This window comes from Streptomyces uncialis, from assembly GCF_001905345.1.
GTDB classification, from domain to species: Bacteria; Actinomycetota; Actinomycetes; order Streptomycetales; family Streptomycetaceae; genus Streptomyces; species Streptomyces uncialis.
This window is the reverse complement of the sequence record NZ_LFBV01000002.1, coordinates 747468-764239: the sequence shown is the minus strand read 5'-3', so window position 1 is coordinate 764239 and position 16772 is coordinate 747468. Positions and strand designations below refer to the sequence as shown.

The following is a 16772-nucleotide window of genomic DNA, read 5'->3' as shown; positions in this document are numbered from 1 at the left end:
GGACGGACGCTCACTGTCCTCGCCGTGCTGCTGCTCGGCGCCACCGCCACGGCCTGCGCGGGCGGGGACACCGCGCCCGGCCAGGGCCCGGACCGGGACCGGCGACCGGACACCACCGCTCCCGCCACGGCCGACGGCTCCGCCCGCCCCGGGAAGTCCGGTGCCGCCGGGAAGTCGGGCGCCCCCGGCAGCGCGGGTACTTCGGCCGGCGCGGGCGCCTCGGCCGGCGCGGGCGCCTCGGGCACGCCGGGCGGCGGCGCCCGCGGCTTCACCCTCGCCGCCACCGGGGACGTCCTCCCGCACGACTCGATCATCCGCCGCGCGCAGTCCGACTCCGGCGGCGACGGCTACGACTTCCGCCCCATGCTCGCCGGGGTCCGTCCGGTGATCTCCGGCGCGGACCTGGCGATCTGCCACGCGGAGACGGTGTACGGCGCCGACGGCGACTACACCGGCTACCCGGACTTCCGGTCACCGCCCGAGATCGCCGCCGCGCTCGCCGCCACGGGCTACGACTCCTGCTCGACCGCCACCAACCACTCCCTGGACGACGGGCCCGAGGGCATCGACCGCACCCTCGACGCCCTGGACAAGGCGGGCGTACGGCACTCCGGCACCGCCCGCACCGCGACCGAGGCCCGTACCCCGGCCTGGCTGCGCGCCGGTGGTGCCAAGGTCGCCCACCTCTCCTACACCTACGGCACCAACAAGCCGCTGCCCGAGGACAGACCGTGGGCCGTCAGCCCGATGGAACCGGAACTGATTCTGGAGGACGCCCGCGCCGCCCGGGAGGCGGGCGCCGACGTGGTCGTCACTTCCCTGCACTGGGGCACCGAATGGCAGGACGAGCCGGACGAGGACCAACTGGCCGTCGGCGAGCAGCTGACCGCGGCCCGCAGCGGCGAACTGCCCGCCATCGATCTGATCATCGGTACGCACGCCCATGTCCCGCAGGCCTACGAGAAGGTCAACGGCACCTGGATCGTCTACGGCATGGGCGACCAGATCGCCGGTCGGATGGTCAACCACGAGGGCGACTGGGACGCCCGCGGCAACGAGAGCAGCATCGGACGCTTCACCTTCGCGCCCCCGGCCCGCCCCGGTGAGCGCTGGCGGGTGAGCAAGGCCGAGTTCCTGCCGCAGTGGATCGACACCGGGAGCGGCCGGGTCGTGAACCTGAACGCCGACGCGGTCGCCGACGGTACGGGGCCCGCCGATGTCCGCGACCGCATCAAGGAGATCGTCCTCAGCCGCGGCGCCGCCGCCGACGGCCTGACCCTGGGCCGCTGACCCCGGTTTTCGGGCGACCGGAGATCCCCGGCGGGGGTAGCGGGGACTCCTCGGCCCGTGTCGGCGGGAGCTCCCCATTCCCGGGGGCGGGCAGTTCACGGTCGGGCGCGGCCGGAAGCCCACGGTCCGGGGTGGTCGGAGGGCGCGCGATCGGTGCGTCGGCGCGCACCGGCGCACCGGCGGGCGACGCGTGGGCACCGGCGCGTCCCCTCCGGCGCCCGGCGGACGCGTGAAAGACTGCGCACCCCCGCACGGACGGTCGCGGCGGCGCGCGGGCGACGGCCACGCGCCCTGTCGGCACACCCTCCACGCGGGCCCCTTGCTCCCATCGGGTGCATTCGCGCGCCGCTCCGGTGTTGGTGAACCGGTGAACGGTTCCGCCGTGCGACGGATTAGTCATGAAAGACGATCGGACGACCCCCGCCCGCAGGGCGCTGTTGCGCGGCGCCGCGGTCCTCGGAATCGCCGCCACCGCGGGCTGCTTCGGAACCGACCGGGCCCGGCCGCCCGCCGGGGCCGCGAGCGGTACGGCCGCGACGGGTACGGCGGCCGGAGCGACCGGTGGTCCCGCGCCGGGACCACAGGCCATCGCGCCCATGAAGCCCTCCACGTACCGGCTCCAGCCGCTCACCGGGCACGGCACCCCGGCCCGCCCCCGTACCCGTGCCCTCGTCCGGCCCGCCGTGCGCCGCGCCCCCATCCTGCGGGTGGACAGCGGCGGACGCCGCACCATGGTCCTCACCTTCGACGACGGACCCGACCCCGCGTACACGCCCGACATCCTGCGGGTGCTGCGCGCGCACGACACGCCCGCGGTGTTCTTCGTCTGCGGGGAGCAGATCCCCTGGAACAAGCACCTGCTGCGCAGGATGGCCGACGAGGGACATGTGATCGGCAACCACACCTGGAGCCATCCCCTGCTGCCCTCGCTGTCGCGGGCCGCGATCCGCTCCGAGATGAAGCGCACGAGCGACATGATCGAACGCACCGTCGGCGAGCCGCCGCTGTGGTTCCGCGCGCCGTACGGGGCGTGGAACCGGGCGGTCTTCGAGATCGGCGCGGAGTTGGGGATGGAGCCGCTCGCGTGGACGGTGGACACCGTCGACTGGGAGACGCCCGGTACGACCGCGATCACCCGGGCCGTGCGGGAGGGGGCGGGGCCCGGGGTGGTGGTGCTCTCCCATGACGCGGGGGGCGATCGTTCGCAGACGGTCCGGGCGCTGCGGACGTGGCTCCCGGGTCTCCTCGCGGAGGGCTACACGATGACACTCCCGGAACGCGAAAGGGTGTGACCCAGCGGTTCTCGCGTTCCGGTGCCCGTGCCCTGGCGGTACTCCGTCGGGTGCGGGTCGCTCGTGGGACGCGCAGTTCCCCGCGCCCCTTGGGTCCGCCCGGCTGGGCGTACCTGCGTCCGTGCGGGTGTCCCGTGGGTGCGCAGTTCCTCGCGCCCCTGGGTCCGTACCGCTGTCCGTACTTCGTCGGGTGCGGGTCGTTCGTGGGATGCGCAGTTCCCCGCGCCCCTTCGGGCGCGCCCCTTGCTGTGTTCGTGTGTGTGCGGGTGGCTCGTGGTTGCTCGCGCAGTTCCCCGCGCCCCTATCGGGGCGCCCCCGCCCGCAGTCAAGCACCCGCAGCGGCCAAGGGCCCCAAAGGGGCGCGGGGAACTGCGCAAAAGGCGAGGGCCGGCCCGCACCGGACGGACGACTCGAAGGGGCAGCATCCAGGGGCGCGGGGAACTGCGCGAGCAACCGAGGACCATCCGCAGCCGGACGGGGAACCGCAGGGGGCGCGATCTCAGGGGCGCGGGGAACTGCGCAAAGGACGAGGGCCGGCCCGCACCGGGCGGACGGCCTGAAGGGGCAGCATCCAGGGGCGCGAGGAACTGCGCGAGCAACCGAGGACCGTCCGCAGTCGAACGGGTGGCGCAGGGGGCGCGATCTCAGGGGCGCGGGGAACTGCGCAAAAGACGAGGACCGGCCCGCACCGGACGGACAACTCGAAGGGGCAGCATCCAGGGGCGCGAGGAACCGCGCACCCACCGAGTGCGTGCCGGGACGGAGTGACGTTCACCCGGGCCGACCCAGGGGCGCGGGGTGACCTGTGCGGGGACAAGTACGCCCGGCACAGGACACCCAGGGGCGCAAGCGAAGGCGACCCGCACCCCGTGAGGCCTCAGCGGATGTCGGTCATCCGCGCGAACACCACCACGTTCCCGTCGTACCCGCTCTGCTTGGAGAAGCCCCCACCGCAGGTGATCACCCGGACCTCCGGATACCCCGTACCGCCGTACACCTGCTCCCCGGGGAAGTCCTGCTTCCGGTAGACCTCGATCCCGTAGATCTCGAACACCGCGGTCTTCCCGTCGGCCCGCTGGATCTCGACCTTGTTCCCCTTCTCCAGCGCCCCCAGACCGTAGAAGACCGCCGGCCCCTGCTGGTTGTCCACATGACCGACCACGACCGCGGTGCCCTTCTCACCGGGCGAGACCGCGCCGGAGAACCAGCCCGCCAGGTTCGGGTCCTCCGCCGGTGGCGCGTCCACCCACCCCTCCGCGTCCAGCTGCACCGGCATCATCGGCGCGTCCACCCGGATCGCCGGGATGGCGACCCGCTCGGCGCGCGCGAACGGCAGCGCCGCCAGTTCCTTGTCCGGCACCGGGGCGGTCCGGGGCGTCCGGCCGTCCGCCGCCGCGGCCGAAGCGGGCTGCGGCGGACCCGTGTCGAACTCACCCGATCCATTCCGTATCAGCGCGAGACCGGTCAGCAGGACCAGCGCTATCACACCCCACGGCGCGCGCTTCCTGGGCCGTTCCGCCTCGAACGGCTGGGACGAAGACATCAGCCCATCCCCTCTCGACACGACCCGGCGGATCACGTCCTCGGTGCCTACGAGCAAACTAAGCCGAGCGCGCCCGGCCTGCGACAGAGCGGGTGCGAACGGGTGGCGGGGCCGCACCGCCGTGCGCCATCCGAGTCGCCCCGGGCAGGAAATTTCTGACGGTCCGTGACCTGCGGCGATTGCGGCGCGCCCGGCGTTCCCCCGGCGTGTCGCTCACCAGGACGGACGAGCCCCGACATGCGCCCCCGGGCCCGCCAACTGAGGGTCGGTTGCGACAGGCGCTCTCGCCGACCGACCGGGGACCGTACCCCGGGGCGCCTGCCAGCGGAGGATTCCCATGCGCAGAATTCGTGCCCTGGCGGTCTCGGCCGTCGTGGTGGCCGCGGTAGGGGTCGTCGCCCCCACCGCGACGGCCGGGAACGACAACAACCACAACAACAACGGCAACAACAGCGGTGGCAACAACAACGGAAACAACAACGGCAACAACAACTTCGGCGGTGGCAACGGCGACCAGCCGGGCAACATCGTCGCGATGCCGAGCGTGATCGCCTCGGGCGGCAGGCTCACCATCACCGTCGACGGCCGCTCCTGCGAGAACGGCTTCGTGGAGTCACCCGCCTTCGAACGCACCCGGCTCAGCGGCCTCGGCCGCGACGACCGGGGCGGCGGGCGGGGGTCCGCGACGGCGACCGTCACCGTCCACCGCTTCGCCTCCGCCGGATCGCACGAGATCACCGCCGAGTGCGACGGCCGACGGATCACCCGTCCGCACGCCTTCACCATCATCGGCGGGGTGCGCGGCGGACTCGGCGGCAGCAGCGAGACCGGCGCGACCACCACCGACATGGCGATCGGCGGTGGACTCGTCGCGGCCGCGGCCATCGGCGGCGGACTCTTCTGGATGCGCCGCCGCGCCGAGAACCGCGCCTGAACCGCCCCTTCCTCCGCGTCCCGTCCCCCGGACCGCACGGAACAGCCCTCCGACCCCGGACCCATCGGTCCGGGGCGGAGGGCTGTGCGCGGGTCCGGCATCGCCGATCACCGGTCCTCAGGCCCCGTCGTCCCCCGTCCGCCGCCGGGTCCGGTAGTACGCCGTACCGATCGCGCCCGCGACCAGCGCGGCGCCCAGCCCGACCTTCTCCATGTCGAAGCCGGCCAGTGTTCCGCCGAGCCCCGCCCGCACCCCGCGCCGCGCCTGCTCGTCGCCGGGCTCGCGGTCGTGCCCCGGCTCACGCTCGTGGCCGCCCCCGGAGCCGCCGCCCGCGATGGTCAGCTCCACGGTCCGGCTGGACTCCCGCTCACAGGTGAACGTCACCGTGTACACCGCGCCGTGCCGGGCGTCCCAGTCGACGGTGGCCGACCGCGACCGGTCGCCCTTGCGGATGTGCACGGTGTCGAAGACGCCCGAGGAGACCCTGGTGTCGCCGTCGCAGCCGTCCGCGTGGAGCGTGAGCCGTCCGCCCGCCGCGATCGTCGACGGGGTGGCGTCGACCTCGAACCTGCCGTGCCCCGACCCCCGCTCCTCCTCGGAGCCGCGGTCCTCGGCGGACGCCACGAGGGCCGTCGCGGCGAGGGCGGTCAGCGTCAGCACGGTCGCCGAAGCGAGGCGTATCGCGCGCATGGGCAGTTCCTCCGGTCCCGAGGAGCAGCCGCGGACCTCTTCCGCACACATCGGTCATGCGCCTCGATGAGCGCCACGCTAGGTACGCCCGAGGCGGCCCGCGATCGGTGCCGGGCGAATGGGGCACACGTGTGGGCCGCACGGGGGACCCCGCCGCGGCGGCCGGCGGAACCCGGGTACCGCGTCCGGGGGACCCGACCGGCGCGCCGCCGCACGGACGCGGTCAGTCCCCGGCGCCCGGGAACAGCTTGAGGAACGGATCGGCGCCCGCGGCGATACCCCGGCTGTACGGCATGTAGAAGTCCCACACCAGGAACAGCAGGAAGGCGATCAGCGCCGAGAACAGTCCCGCGAGCAGCAGTTCGCGGGGGGTCCTTCTGATCTGGAGCGCGAACACCATGCCGATCGTGACCAGCGCCCCGATGATCAGCCCGAACCACACCACGCCGGGCATCGTCGGCTCCGCGGAGCTCCCGCGCTCGGTGCGGGCCAGGTCCGCCGCGGTCACATGGTCCTGGAGCGGCTGGTACGCCTGCGCCTCGAAGTCCGACTTCGGACGGTGGTCGGCCACGTCGTGCCGCAGGCGCGCCAGCAGCTCGGTGCCCCGGTCGGTCAGCTCGCCCGACTCCGCCATCCGCTTCCACTCGACGTCGACCACGTGGCCGACATACGCGTTGACGTCCGCCCGGATGCGGTCGCGTACCTCGGGCGGGTAGACGCGTACCCGCTCACTGATCTCGTGCAGCGCCTGCGCTTCGGCCTGTACGTGGTCCTGGGCCGCGTTGCGGGCCTCCCAGACACCCGCGATGGCCAGTCCCAGGACGATCGCGTAGACCACGCCGATCATCATGGTGATGTACTCGATCACGTCCGGGGTCTCGCTCGGATCGTCGTCGACACCGATCCTGCGGTGCTGAAGAAGCGTTACGGCGAGTACGACGGCGCACGCGGCACCCATCGCGAGGGTGAGAACAAGCCATTCCGGCATCGGGTGTTCCTCCGGGTGATCAGCGCGGGCGCAGCGCGGCGGCGGCGAGCACCGCGGGCGCCGTGATGAGCAGGGTCAGGGAGACCAGCGACGGACCCTGCCGGGGCTGGGCGCGCCGGACCGTGGGCCGGTACCGGGGGTACGTGACCTTCTTCGGCGACGGCCGCACCGACGGGCTCGGCTTCGGCGGGGGCTTCGGCTTCGGCGCCTGGGAAACCGGGGCCGGGGCCGGTGCCGGTGGTGGCTCGGGCGCCGGGGGAGGCGGCGGAGGAATCACCGGTGCCGCGGCCACGGGGGGCCGTGGGGCCGGAGGTGTCGGCTCCGGGGCCGGTGGCGGCGGGGGAGCCGGGGTCACGGTCGGGGTCGGGGTCGGCGTGGCACTGGGTGTGGGCGTGGGTGTGGGCGTGGGGCTAGGAGTGGGGCTCGGTGTCGGCGTGGGTGTGGGACTGGGGGTGGGGGTCGGCGTGGGCTTGGGGGTCGGCGTCGGGGTCGGTTTCGGGGTGGGCGTCGGAGTGGGCGTCGGCTTGGGTGTGGGGGTCGGCTTGGGCGGTTTCGGCGTGGGCTTCGGGGTGCAGAAGGAGTCGCCGCCCGCGACGGCCACCGCGCCACCGCCGTCACCGGTCGACGCGTACGCGCAACTGCTCGTCGGCGCGCCCGACGGGGCGAGGGCCACGGCGGGCGCGGCGGTCAGGCCCGCCAGGGTGACCGGGGCCAGCACCCGTATCAGCAGGGCGGACCAGGTCCGCCGGTATCCGTACACGCCCCTGATCATGGGCGGGCGGTGACGCCGTCAAGCGCACTCGGGGCCTGAATGCTCCGAACGGGGGGTTTTCGGGGCCGACAGGTTTACGAAAATTCGAACAGTACCGATGTGGACGGATGTTCGGAACAGGAAGTGCGAGGTGGGGGTGCGCGGTGGAGGGGCGCGGGCGTGCGCTCGGTGCGGGTGGCGCCGGCCCGGCCGCCGGTCCGTCGCGCGGAGATTTCCCGTGCCGTTGAACGCACCGCCGGTCCGCGCCCGTAACTAGAGCCATGAGCGGCATCGCCTGGTGCCGATCAACTGCCAAGCACATCACGGGAGTTGACAATGAAGACCTGGCGGAGCGCCTCATTCGTAGCGTGCGCTGCGGTCCTGCTGGCGCTGACGACGGCGTGCGGTCAGGACAGCCCGGAGCAGGCGGCGACCGGTCAGAACGTCGGCGCGGTGGCCCCCGCGGGCGGCGGGGCGGGAGCGAGCCCCGGCGCGGGAACGGCGGCGGGCGGTGACGGGTACGGCTCCGGTGACGCGGCCGCCGCGAGCGGCCGGGCCAGGGCCGCGGGCAGGCTCGCGGTCTGGGACAGCAAGGAACTCGGCAGGGTCGTCACGGACAGCGCCGGGCTCACCCTGTACCGCTTCGACAAGGACACCGCGAAGCCGCCCAGGTCCGACTGCGCCGGTGAGTGCGCCGTCGCCTGGCCGCCCGTCCCCGCCGACGGTGCGACGGCCCCGACCGGTGTCGACGCGGGCCTGCTCGGCGAGGTCGTCCGCGCCGACGGCGTCAGGCAGCTGACGCTGGACGGCTGGCCCATGTACCGCTACGTGAAGGACGGGCGGGCCGGGGACGCCAAGGGCCAGGGGGTCGGCGGCGTATGGTTCGCCGCGGCGCCCGACGGGAAGAAGGCGGCCCCCGCCGGGGGCGGTTCGGATGCCGCCGGGCGCCCCGGTCTGTCGACCCGGGTCGACCCGAAGCTCGGGGAGATCGTCGTCGACAAGGACGCGATGACGGTCTACCGCTTCACCAAGGACTCGGCCTGGCCGATGCGGACGGCCTGTATCGGTGAATGCCTGGAGAAGTGGCCGGTCGTCGCCCCGGTGGACAAGGCGCAGACCAAGGGGATCAAGCTCAAGGGGTACGTCACCTTCGGCCGCCCCGACGGCATCGACCAGCAGACCATCGACTGCTGGCCGCTCTACACCTTCGCGGCCGACCAGGTCCCCGGTGACACCAAGGGCCAGGGCGTCGGCGGCACCTGGTTCGCGGTCAAGCCCGACGGAAAGCCCGTCAAGCTGTAACGGCCCGGGGCCCGGCGGCGCAGAAGCGGAGGACGGGCGGAGCCCGTTCCGGGCGCCGCCGGCAGGTCCGGCCGGCCGGGGCGTACCGGCCGGTACGGGAGGGGCGAACCACATCGACACAGGGCGCACGGACCGAGCCGGTCCGCTTCCTCCCGCACCGCCGCGGGGGAAGCGGACCGGTTCGTTTCGCATCCCTTCACTTCCGTGCGCTTGCCTTCGGGTGGTGTCCGGTTGTATTCGTACAACGATCAATCGGCACGTGCCTCTGGCAGTGACCGAGAACGGACCGCCAATTTCCGTTTTGACTCGCTCCTTTGGCGGCTGATCAGTAGCCTCAGCTCGAACACCGGCCCGCCGACTACGCGTAGGAGACTGCGATGGAACGACCCTCCTGGGCACCCCAGGGAATCGACATCTCGGTGCCGAGCGTGTCCCGCATCTACGACTACTACCTCGGAGGATCACACAACTTCGAGGTCGACCGGGAAGCGGCCCGGCAGGCCATGCAGTTCATTCCCGCCATCCCCAAAGTGGCCCAGGCGAATCGTGCCTTCATGCGCCGGGCGATCGAACTGGCCGTCGCCGAGGGCGTCACCCAGTTCCTCGACATCGGCTCCGGCATCCCCACCTTCGGCAATGTCCACGAGATCGCCCAGAGGGCCGATCCCGCGGCCCGGGTCGTCTACGTGGATCACGACCCGGTGGCCGTCGCGCACAGTCAGGCGGTACTGGCCGATAACGCGCAGGCGGATGTCGTCGGTGCGGATCTTCGCCGCCCCCGTGAGATCCTCGCCTCCGAAGCCGTGGGGAGATTGCTCGATCTCGACCGGCCGGTGGCGCTGCTCCTCGTCTCCGTGCTCCACTTCGTGCAGGACGCCGACGCCCCGCACGCCGCCGTCGCGGAGCTGCGGGACGCACTCGCTCCCGGCAGCCTGCTGACCCTCACTCATGGATCGTACGAAGGGATGCAGATCCCCGCGGAACGCGCGGAAGGCACCGTCGGTGTCTACAAGAACACACGCAACCCACTGATCATGCGCTCTCGCGACGAGATCGCGCGGTTCTTCGAGGGATACGACATGGTGGAACCGGGGCTCGTGCCATTGCCGTCGTGGCGGCCCGAAACCGATCCGAAGGAGGCGGACCCATCATTGTTCGGCGGGTTCGTCGGGGTGGGACGCAAGGCGTGAGCGCGGAGCCGGACGGGCCGGAGGACAGAGCGCGCAGGTTCGCCACTATCTGGAGCCGCACCATCTACCCGGTGACGGCTACCTCGCGCACCCGCGTCGAGTTCGAGGGGGAACTGCTGCCCCTCGCCCGGCGTTTGCGGGACGGGCTGCTGGCCCGCACCTTCGACGCGGGCGAGGGCAAGGCGGTCGGCGCGGCCCTGGTCGACGCCCACTGCACCGACCCCGAGGTGCTCAGCCGCACCCTGGACGTGGTCGAGGCGTACCTGGTGCTGTACTGCGGCGGCGACGGCCCGCAGGAGGAGCTCCAGGCGCGGTCCGCGCGGCTCCAGCACGCGGCGGCGGCCGGTTTCGCCCTGGCGCTGCGCGAGCGCACCCTGAGTGAGCAGGAAGCCATCTCGCGGGCCGCGCTCGCCGCCCGCGCCGCGGTCGCCGAGGCCCTGCACGACAGCGAGGCCCGGTTCCGGGCGGTGTTCGAAGGTGCCGCGATAGGTATCTGCATCGCGGACCTGGACGGCATGGTCCTGGAGGTCAACGACGCGCTGGTGCGGATGTTCGGCAGCGGTGAACGGCAGCTGCGCGGACGCCCCCTGACGGAGTGGACGCACCCCGACGACCCGCCGCAGGTCTGGCAGCTCTACACCGAGCTGATCCGCGGCGACCGTGAGCACTACCGGGTGGAGAAGGCGTTCCACCGCCCCGACGGCACGGCCCTGTGGACCAATCTCACCGTCTCCCTGCTGCGGGACGCCGACGGCCAGCCGCAGTACCAGCTCGCGCTGATGGAGGACACCACCGAGCGCCGGCTGCTCAACCTCCGGTTGCGCTACGAGGCCACGCACGACGCCCTCACCGGACTGCCCAACCGCACCCTCTTCTTCGAACGGCTGGAGAAGGCCCTGTCGGCGGGCGAGGGCCAGCGCTTCGGGCTCTGCTATCTCGACCTCGACGGCTTCAAGATCATCAACGACAGCCTCGGGCACGCGGCCGGTGACCGGCTGCTGGTGGAGGTCGCCGACCGGCTCCAGGCCTGCGCCACCGCGCCCGGCGAGATGGTGGCCCGGCTCGGCGGCGACGAGTTCGTGGCCCTCACCACCGGCCCCGACACCCAGGCCGAGGTCGACGAACTCGCGGGCCGTATCCTCGGCGCCCTGTCCACGCCGATCCTCGTCGACGGCCGGGAGCTGTCCGTACGCGGCAGCATCGGCATCGTGGAGGGGCCCGCCGGGGAACGCGGCCCCGCCGAGGTGCTGCGCAGCGCCGACATCACCATGTACCGGGCCAAGTCGGCGGGCGGCAACCGTTACGAGATGGCCGACGAGGAGGCCGACGCCCGTGCCATCACCCGCCACGGGCTGACCACCGCACTGCCCGCCGCCCTGGAGCGCGGCGAGTTCTTCATCGAGTACCAGCCGCTGGTGCACCTCGGCGACGGCAGCGTCAGCGGCGCGGAGGCGCTGGTCCGCTGGTCCCACCCGCAGCACGGCGTACTGGGACCCGACCGCTTCATCCAGCTCGCCGAACGCACCGGGCTCATCGTGCCGCTCGGCCGCTGGGTGCTGGAGGAGTCCGTGCGCCAGGCGTGCCGGTGGCAGGAGCGCAACGCCGGTGACACGACGGTCCCGCTGCGGATCAACGTCAATCTCTCCCCGTGCCAGCTGACCCACCCCGGTCTGGTGTCCGACACCGTGGAGATCCTGGAGCGCGCCGGGCTCGCGCCGGCCGCCCTCTGCCTGGAGGTCACGGAGTCCGCGCTGATCGGCGCCGACGACGATCTGCTCAAGCCGCTGCGGCGGCTCGCCGAGATGGGCGTCGACATCGCCCTGGACGACTTCGGCACCGGCTACTCCAACCTCGCCAACCTCCGGCGGCTGCCCGTCAGCGTCCTCAAGCTCGACCGTTCCTTCACCCAGGGCATGCAGCAGTTCCCGGCGGACCCCGTCGACCTGAAGATCGTCGAGGGCATCGTCTCCCTGGCCCACAGCCTCGATCTGGCGGTCACCGTCGAAGGCGTCGAGACGGGCGTCCAGGCCGAGCAGCTGCGGGAACTCGGCTGCGACACGGCCCAGGGCTGGTACTACGCCCGGCCGGGACCGCCGGACCGGCTCCACGACCTGGCGCTCGCGGACGCCACGAGCTGACGGCCGAGGACGCCACGAGCTGACGGCCGCGCCCGGCACCCCGCCGGGCCGCCGCACGCTCCGCGCCCGCCTCGCGCTCCGGGCCGTGTCCGACGCTTCGCGCCATGTCCGATGCCGCGCGCCGACCGGCGGGAATCGCCGGACCGGTGGGAGCATTCGGCCTCACGGGAGCAGTGGGCTTCACCGGGAGCCGTCGGACGGGCGGGATTCGTCAGACGCGGCCCAGCAGCATCCGCTGGAGCTCACGGGCCGCCCGGGGCGGGGCGACATCGCTGCGGTGGGCGAGCGCGATCACCCGGTGCAGCCCCGGCCGGGCCAGCGGGGTGACCCGCAGGTCCAGGCCCGCGCGGGTCGCGACCATCCGGGGCACCACGGCGATACCGAGCCCCGCGCGGACGAAACCGAGCACGGCGTCCAGCTCACCGCCCTCGACCGCGAAGTCCGGCTCGAACCCCTCCGCACGGCATGCGGCGACCGTGAGTTCCCGCAGGTCGTAGCCGTGCCGGAACATCACCAGGGGCTCGCCCGCCAGCTCGGCGACACTGACCGTGCCGCCCCGCCCGGGGGCCGGGCCGTCCGGCGACGAGACCACGACCAGATCCTCCCGCAGCACCTCGACCGTGGTCAGCGCCGGGGACGGCGACGGCAGCGGGAGCACCACGAGGGCGAGGTCGAGCGCGCCGCGCGCCAGCTCGCGCACCAGGTCATGGGACCCGCTCTCCTCGATATGGAGCCGGATGCCCGGATAGTGGTCGTGGAAGGCGCGCAGCACATCGGGCAGCAGTCCGGTGCACAGGCTCGGGGTGGCGCCCAGCCGGACCCGGCCCCGCCGCAGCTGCGCCAGCTCCTGCACCTCCTGACGTGCGGTGTCGGCGTCGGCGAGGATGCGGCGGGCCAGCGGGAGCAGCGCCTCACCGGCGTCGGTGAGGGTGATGTTGCCCCGGGCCCGCTGGAACAGATCGGCGCCCAGCTCCCGCTCCAGGGCGCGGATCTGCTGGGACAGCGAGGGCTGGGCGACATGCGCCAGCTCGGCGGCCCGGGTGAAGTGCCGGGTCTCGGCGACGGTGACGAAGTAGTGGAGCTGCTGCAACTGCATGGGCCCAGTGTAGAGCGACGATAGGTGATGACTATCGAAATGAGCTGTTCCATGTCTTGGACCGATCAGGGGTCCCGGGTTTAACGTTCCGTGACATGGCTCTGGCAACACGGACGGGCCGACGGCCGTCCATGACGCGCACGATCTGGGACTCGACCGTCGGCAAGAAGACCGTGATGGCCGTGAGCGGTCTGATCATGCTGGGCTATCTGGTGGCCCATATGGTCGGCAATCTGAAGATCTTCTTCGGTACGAGTTCCTTCAACGAGTACGCGCACTGGCTGCGGACCCTCGGCGAGCCGATCCTGCACTACGAGTGGGCGCTGTGGATCGTACGGATCGTGCTGCTCGCCGCCGTCGTCGCGCACGCGGTCTGCGCCTACCAGCTCAGCCGCCTCGACCTCAGGGCCCGGCCCAGCAAGTACGTCCACAAGAAGCCGCGCGCCAGCTACGCCACCCGGACCATGCGCTGGGGCGGGGTCATCCTGCTCCTCTTCATCGTCTGGCACATCCTCGACCTGACCACCGGCCACGCCCACCCCGGCGGATTCGAGCAGGGCCGCCCGTACCAGAACGTCGTGGACACCTTCTCCACCTGGTACGGCAACGTCATCTATCTCGCGGCCGTGCTCGCCCTCGGGATGCATGTCCGGCACGGGTTCTGGAGCGCCGCGCAGACCCTCGGCGCGGGCAGCAGGGCCCGGGACCGCTTCCTGAAGACCACCGCGAACGCCCTCGCGCTGCTGCTGACCGCGGGCTTCGCCGCCGTACCCGTCGGTGTCATGACCGGATTGGTGAGCTGAACCATGGCCACGCACGACCACACCCACCCCACCGCGCCCACCGACTACACCGCCTACACGACCGGCGAACCCGTCACCGACGGCAAGGCGCCCGGGGGCCCCATAGCCGAACGCTGGGACACCCGCAGGTTCGAGGCGAAACTGGTCAACCCCGCCAACCGGCGCAAACACACCGTGATCGTCGTCGGCACCGGACTCGCGGGCGGCTCGGCGGGCGCCACCCTCGCCGAACAGGGCTACCACGTCGTCCAGTTCTGCTACCAGGACTCCCCGCGCCGCGCCCACTCCATCGCCGCGCAGGGCGGCATCAACGCCGCCAAGAACTACCGCAACGACGGTGACTCGATCCACCGCCTCTTCTACGACACCGTCAAGGGCGGCGACTTCCGCGCCCGCGAGTCGAACGTGCACCGGCTCGCCCAGGTCTCCGTCGAGATCATCGACCAGTGCGTCGCCCAGGGCGTGCCCTTCGCCCGCGAGTACGGCGGCCTCCTCGACACCCGCTCCTTCGGCGGCGTCCAGGTCTCCCGCACCTTCTACGCCCGCGGCCAGACAGGACAGCAGCTCCTCATCGGCGCCTACCAGGCGATGTCCCGGCAGATCGCCGCCGGGAACATCGAACTGCACGCCCGCACCGAGATGCTCGACCTGATCGTCGTCGACGGCCGCGCCCGCGGCATCGTCGCCCGCGATCTGGTCACCGGGCGGATCGACACCTACTTCGCCGACGCCGTCGTCCTCGCCTCCGGCGGCTACGGCAATGTCTTCTATCTCTCCACCAACGCGATGAACTCCAACGCGACGGCCGTCTGGCGGGCCCACCGCCGGGGCGCGTACTTCGCGAACCCGTGCTTCACCCAGATCCACCCCACCTGCATCCCCCGCACCGGCGACCACCAGTCCAAGCTCACCCTGATGAGCGAGTCGCTGCGCAACGACGGCCGTATCTGGGTCCCCAAGGCCAAGGGCGACACCCGCCCCGCCGCCGAGATCCCCGAGGACGAGCGCGACTACTACCTGGAGCGCGTCTACCCGTCTTTCGGCAACCTCGTCCCCCGCGACATCGCCTCCCGCGCCGCCAAGAACGTCTGCGACGAGGGCCGCGGGGTCGGCCCCGGCGGCCAGGGCGTCTACCTCGACTTCGCCGACGCCATCCAGCGGATGGGCCGCGGCAAGGTCGAGGAGAAGTACGGCAACCTCTTCGACATGTACGCGCGGATCACCGCGGAGAACCCGTACGAGACACCCATGCGGATCTACCCGGCCGTCCACTACACGATGGGCGGACTCTGGGTCGACTACGACCTCCAGACCACCGTCCCCGGACTCTTCGCGATCGGCGAGGCCAACTTCTCCGACCACGGCGCCAACCGGCTCGGCGCCTCCGCGCTGATGCAGGGACTCGCCGACGGCTACTTCGTCCTGCCGTCCACCATCAACGACTACCTCGCCCGCCACCCCCACAGCGCGGCCGACAGCCTCACCCCCGACCACCCGGCCGTCCAGGAGGTGCTCGCGGAGACCGAGGACCGGCTGAACCTGCTCCTCGCCGTCGACGGCGACCGCACCCCCGACTCCTTCCACCGCGAACTCGGCGAACTCATGTGGGAGTTCTGCGGCATGGCCCGCGACGCCACCGGACTGCGCAAGGCCCTCGAACGCATCCCGCAGATCCGCGAGGAGTTCTGGCGCCGGATCAAGGTCCCCGGCACCGGCGAGGAGTTCAACCAGTCGCTGGAGAAGGCCAACCGCGTCGTCGACTACCTCGAACTCGCCGAGCTGATGTGCCTCGACGCCCTGCACCGCGAGGAGTCCTGCGGCGGCCACTTCCGGGAGGAGTCCCAGACCCCCGACGGCGAGGCCGAACGCGACGACGAACGCTTCTCGTACGCCGCGGCCTGGGAGTTCACCACCACCGGCGCCGCGCCCACCCTGCACAAGGAAGACCTCGTCTTCGCCTACGTCCACCCCACCCAGCGGAGCTACGCATGAGGCTCACCCTGCGCGTCTGGCGCCAGAAGAACACCGGGGCCGAAGGCGCCATGTCCACCTACGAGGTGGACGGGATCTCCGCCGACATGTCGTTCCTGGAGATGCTCGACACCCTCAACGAGGAACTCATCCTCGCGGGCGACGACCCCGTGGCCTTCGACCACGACTGCCGCGAGGGCATCTGCGGCGCGTGCAGCCTCGTCATCAACGGCGACGCCCACGGACCCGAGCGGACCACCACCTGCCAGCTCCATATGCGGTCCTTCCAGGACGGCGACACCATCGACATCGAACCCTGGCGGGCAGCCGCGTTCCCCGTGGTCAAGGACCTGGTCGTGGACCGCTCCGCGTTCGACCGGATCATCCAGGCCGGCGGCTACATCAGCGTCCCCACCGGCGCCGCGCCCGAGGCCCACGCGACCCCCGTCCCGAAGCCCGACGCCGACTTCGCCTTCGAGCACGCCGAGTGCATCGGCTGCGGCGCGTGCGTCGCCGCCTGCCCCAACGGCGCGGCGATGCTGTTCACCTCGGCCAAGGTCAACCATCTCGGTGTGCTCCCGCAGGGCGCGCCCGAACGGGAGACCCGGGTCCTCGACATGGTCGCCCAGATGGACTCGGAGGGCTTCGGCGGCTGCACCCTGGCCGGTGAGTGCGCGACCGCGTGCCCCAAGGGCATCCCCCTGGTGTCGATCACCAGCATGAACCGCGAGTGGCTGCGCGCCACCCGCAAGTCCGGCAAGCGCTGAGCGTTCGCCCCCCGAGG

14 protein-coding genes are annotated in these 16772 nt (G+C 72.1%); 10 read left to right on the top strand and 4 right to left on the bottom strand.

Annotation, left to right across the window (positions count from 1 at the left end):
- Positions 1-27: 27 nt before the first annotated feature.
- Together AB852_RS11545 and AB852_RS11540 are read left to right on the top strand one after the other, a co-directional pair.
- On the top strand, positions 28-1290 hold the full coding sequence (locus AB852_RS11545; protein ID WP_425444167.1) for a CapA family protein: 1263 nt from the start codon (positions 28-30) through the stop codon (positions 1288-1290).
- Between the two features lie 398 nt (positions 1291-1688).
- Positions 1689-2582, top strand: coding sequence for a polysaccharide deacetylase family protein (locus tag AB852_RS11540; protein ID WP_073786694.1), 894 nt, complete (start codon positions 1689-1691; stop codon positions 2580-2582).
- A gap of 877 nt (positions 2583-3459) precedes the next feature.
- Here AB852_RS11540 and AB852_RS11535 read toward each other — a convergent pair.
- A complete protein-coding gene (locus AB852_RS11535) occupies positions 3460-4125 on the bottom strand; it encodes a class F sortase (protein ID WP_073786692.1) in 666 nt (221 codons plus the stop codon).
- Between the two features lie 337 nt (positions 4126-4462).
- Between AB852_RS11535 and AB852_RS11530 the strand changes: the two genes are divergently transcribed.
- Positions 4463-5059, top strand: a complete 597-nt coding sequence (locus tag AB852_RS11530; RefSeq protein WP_073786689.1) for a hypothetical protein — start codon at positions 4463-4465, stop codon at positions 5057-5059.
- 117 nt (positions 5060-5176) lie between these two features.
- On the opposite strand, the gene AB852_RS11525 is transcribed toward AB852_RS11530, so the two are convergent.
- Positions 5177-5749, bottom strand: coding sequence for a hypothetical protein (locus AB852_RS11525; RefSeq protein WP_073786687.1), 573 nt, complete (start codon positions 5747-5749; stop codon positions 5177-5179).
- Between the two features lie 223 nt (positions 5750-5972).
- The gene (locus tag AB852_RS11520; protein ID WP_073786685.1) at positions 5973-6737 is read right to left on the bottom strand and encodes a bestrophin-like domain; all 765 of its coding nucleotides are present in this window, start codon (positions 6735-6737) and stop codon (positions 5973-5975) included.
- A gap of 65 nt (positions 6738-6802) precedes the next feature.
- On the opposite strand from AB852_RS11520, the gene AB852_RS38520 reads away from it, so the two are divergent.
- From AB852_RS38520 to AB852_RS11500, 4 genes are all read left to right on the top strand, one after another.
- The gene (locus AB852_RS38520) at positions 6803-7522 is read left to right on the top strand and encodes a hypothetical protein (protein WP_143201216.1); all 720 of its coding nucleotides are present in this window, start codon (positions 6803-6805) and stop codon (positions 7520-7522) included.
- 302 nt (positions 7523-7824) lie between these two features.
- Positions 7825-8790, top strand: a complete 966-nt coding sequence (locus AB852_RS11510; protein WP_073786683.1) for an SCO0930 family lipoprotein — start codon at positions 7825-7827, stop codon at positions 8788-8790.
- Between the two features lie 377 nt (positions 8791-9167).
- On the top strand, positions 9168-9980 hold the full coding sequence (locus AB852_RS11505; RefSeq protein WP_073786681.1) for an SAM-dependent methyltransferase: 813 nt from the start codon (positions 9168-9170) through the stop codon (positions 9978-9980).
- The gene (locus AB852_RS11500) at positions 9977-12118 is read left to right on the top strand and encodes a putative bifunctional diguanylate cyclase/phosphodiesterase (protein ID WP_073786679.1); all 2142 of its coding nucleotides are present in this window, start codon (positions 9977-9979) and stop codon (positions 12116-12118) included. The genes AB852_RS11505 and AB852_RS11500 overlap by 4 nt, the downstream gene beginning before the upstream one ends.
- A gap of 211 nt (positions 12119-12329) precedes the next feature.
- On the opposite strand, the gene AB852_RS11495 is transcribed toward AB852_RS11500, so the two are convergent.
- Positions 12330-13214 carry a LysR family transcriptional regulator gene (locus AB852_RS11495; RefSeq protein WP_073786677.1) on the bottom strand — a complete coding sequence of 295 codons (885 nt, stop codon included), beginning with the start codon at positions 13212-13214 and terminating at the stop codon, positions 12330-12332.
- A gap of 95 nt (positions 13215-13309) precedes the next feature.
- Here AB852_RS11495 and AB852_RS11490 point away from each other — a divergent pair, with 95 nt between their 5' ends.
- The 3 genes from AB852_RS11490 to AB852_RS11480 are packed head-to-tail and all read left to right on the top strand — an operon-like array spanning position 13310 to position 16755.
- Complete coding sequence (locus tag AB852_RS11490) at positions 13310-14017, top strand: succinate dehydrogenase (RefSeq protein ID WP_073786675.1); 708 nt, start codon at positions 13310-13312, stop codon at positions 14015-14017.
- Between the two features lie 3 nt (positions 14018-14020).
- The gene (locus tag AB852_RS11485) at positions 14021-16009 is read left to right on the top strand and encodes a fumarate reductase/succinate dehydrogenase flavoprotein subunit (RefSeq protein WP_073786673.1); all 1989 of its coding nucleotides are present in this window, start codon (positions 14021-14023) and stop codon (positions 16007-16009) included.
- Complete coding sequence (locus tag AB852_RS11480; RefSeq protein ID WP_073786671.1) at positions 16006-16755, top strand: succinate dehydrogenase/fumarate reductase iron-sulfur subunit; 750 nt, start codon at positions 16006-16008, stop codon at positions 16753-16755. The genes AB852_RS11485 and AB852_RS11480 overlap by 4 nt, the downstream gene beginning before the upstream one ends.
- Positions 16756-16772: the final 17 nt, after the last annotated feature.